1 protein-coding gene is annotated in these 2,243 nt (G+C 65.9%); it reads right to left on the bottom strand.

Annotated elements, in window-relative coordinates; all coding sequences use genetic code 11:
- Positions 1-2,243 (bottom strand): non-ribosomal peptide synthetase (locus E1748_RS31360; protein WP_133651194.1); only part of this gene is annotated, 2,243 nt, incomplete at both ends.

Genomic DNA, 2,243 nt, shown 5'->3' with positions numbered 1-2,243 from the left:
TCCAGCAGGATGCGCCACGACACGCCATCCACTACCAGGTGGTGGATCACCAGCAGCAACCGTGTGCTGCCGTCCTCTATCCGCATCAGTACCGCGCGCAGTAATGGGCCCTTTGTCAGGTCGAGGCTGCGCTGGGCGGCTTCGCTGTGTGCCTCGATCTGTGCAGCGTCTTTGGCCTCGCGAATCCACAGCAGGTCGGGTTGTGTCTGGGTTCCTGTTTCTGTCTGTGCGTACGCCTGCACCCACCGGCCTGCTGCATCCTGCGTGAAGCGCAGCCGCAGTGCGTCGTGGTGGTTTATTAGCGCGTGCAGTGCCTGCTCCAGCACCTGCGCATCGATCGCTTCGCTGCTCCTGAGCAGCACCGCCTGGTTCCAGTGGTGACGCTGCTGCTGCACCTGCTCGAAGAACTGCGCCTGGATCGGCAGCAGCGGCACTTCGCCCTGTGCGGTGTGGTTCTGCGCTACCTGTTCCTGCACGCGCTGCACCACGCCCGCCAGTTGACTCACCGTCTGCCGCTCGAACAGCTGTCTCGGGGTCACCTTCCAGCCCGCGCGCCTCGCCCGCTCCACGATCTGCAGGCTCAGGATCGAGTCGCCTCCCAGTTCGAAGAAGTTCGCGTGACGGCTGATGCGCTCTACCCGCAGTACGCTCTCCCATACCTGTGCCAGTGCCGTTTCCACTTCACCCTGCGGGGCTTCGTGTTCCTGTTCCTGTGCGCGCTCCGGCGCCGGTAGTGCACGCCGCTCCACCTTCCCGTTCGGCGAGAGCGGCAGCTTCTCCAGTTCCACCCACACCGACGGCACCATGTACTCCGGCAGCTTCGCCTTCAGCCCTGTCTCCAGGGTGCGTGGCTCCAGCGTCGCACCTGCGCGGGCTGTCACGTAGCCGACGAGCCGTGCTCCGCCCGGGCCCATCTGCGTCACCACCACCGCTTCGCCGACGCCTTCCAGCGTCTGCAGTGCCGCCTCGATCTCGCCCAGCTCGATACGGAATCCGCGCACCTTCACCTGGTGATCCAGTCTCCCCAGGTATTCCAGTGCACCATCCGTGCGCCAGCGGGCCAGATCGCCCGTGCGGTACAGCCGGCTTCCTGTGATGAACGGGTCCGGCACGAAGCGCTCTGCCGTCAGTGCTGCGCGTTTCAGGTACCCGCGCGCGAGTCCTGCGCCGCCCAGGTACAGTTCACCCGCGACGCCCACCGGTACCCGGTTCATCGAGGCGTCCAGCACGTGTGTGGTCACGTTGCCAATCGGCCGGCCGATCGGGACCGTTGCGTCGCCTGCGCGACACGTCCAGTGCGTGACGTCGATTGCGGCTTCCGTCGGGCCGTACAGGTTGTACAGTTGCACGTGCGGCAGACGCTCGAGCGTGCGGTCCTGCAGGGTGGCCGGCAACGCCTCGCCGCTGCAGATCACGCGGCGCAGGCTGGTACATGTCGTTTCTTCGTCCAGCGATGAGACGAACGCCTGCAGCATCGGCGGCACGAAGTGCAGGGTGCTCACCTGGTGGCGGTCGATCAGTTCTACCAGCCGTGCGGGCTCGCGGTGGTCGCCTGGAGCGGCTACCGCCAGACGGGCGCCCGTCATCAGCGGCCAGAAGAATTCCCATACCGAGACGTCGAAGCTGAACGGGGTCTTCTGCAGCACGGTATCCGTTGCGTCCAGACCGTACGCCTGCTGCATCCATGCGAGGCGGTTGTACAGCGCGCCGTGGCGGTTCGCTGCGCCCTTCGGGCGGCCCGTTGAGCCCGACGTGTAGATCACGTACGCGAGCTGTTCCGGGTGGACCGTCGCGGCAGGCAGCGTTGACGGTTCCGCTGACGTGTCCAGCGTGTCCAGTTCTACTACTGCGCAGCGGCCTGCCACGTGGGCGTCAAACCGTTCGCGCAATGCGTGCTGTGTGAGCAGCAGTGCGATGCCGCTGTCCTCGCACATGTACGCGAGGCGTTCGGCCGGGTACTCCGGGTCTAGCGGTACGTACGCGCCACCCGCCTTCAGGATCGCCAGCAGGCCCACCACCATCTCCACCGAGCGTTCTACGCCGATGCCGACCCGCACTTCGGGGCCTACGCCCCGCCCGATCAGGAAATGCGCTAGACGGTTCGCACGTGACTCCAGTTCCGCGTACGTCAACACTGCTTCGCCGTACACCAGCGCCACTGCCGATGGATGACGCAGCGCCTCACGGCTGAACAGCTCATGCACACCAGCAAACGGCTCGTAACGCGATGGCGATGCGCTCCA

It is taken from the genome of Paraburkholderia flava, from assembly GCF_004359985.1.
GTDB classification, from domain to species: Bacteria; Pseudomonadota; Gammaproteobacteria; order Burkholderiales; family Burkholderiaceae; genus Paraburkholderia; species Paraburkholderia flava.
Note: the sequence above shows the minus strand (reverse complement) of the source record. Positions and strands in the feature narration are given on the sequence as shown.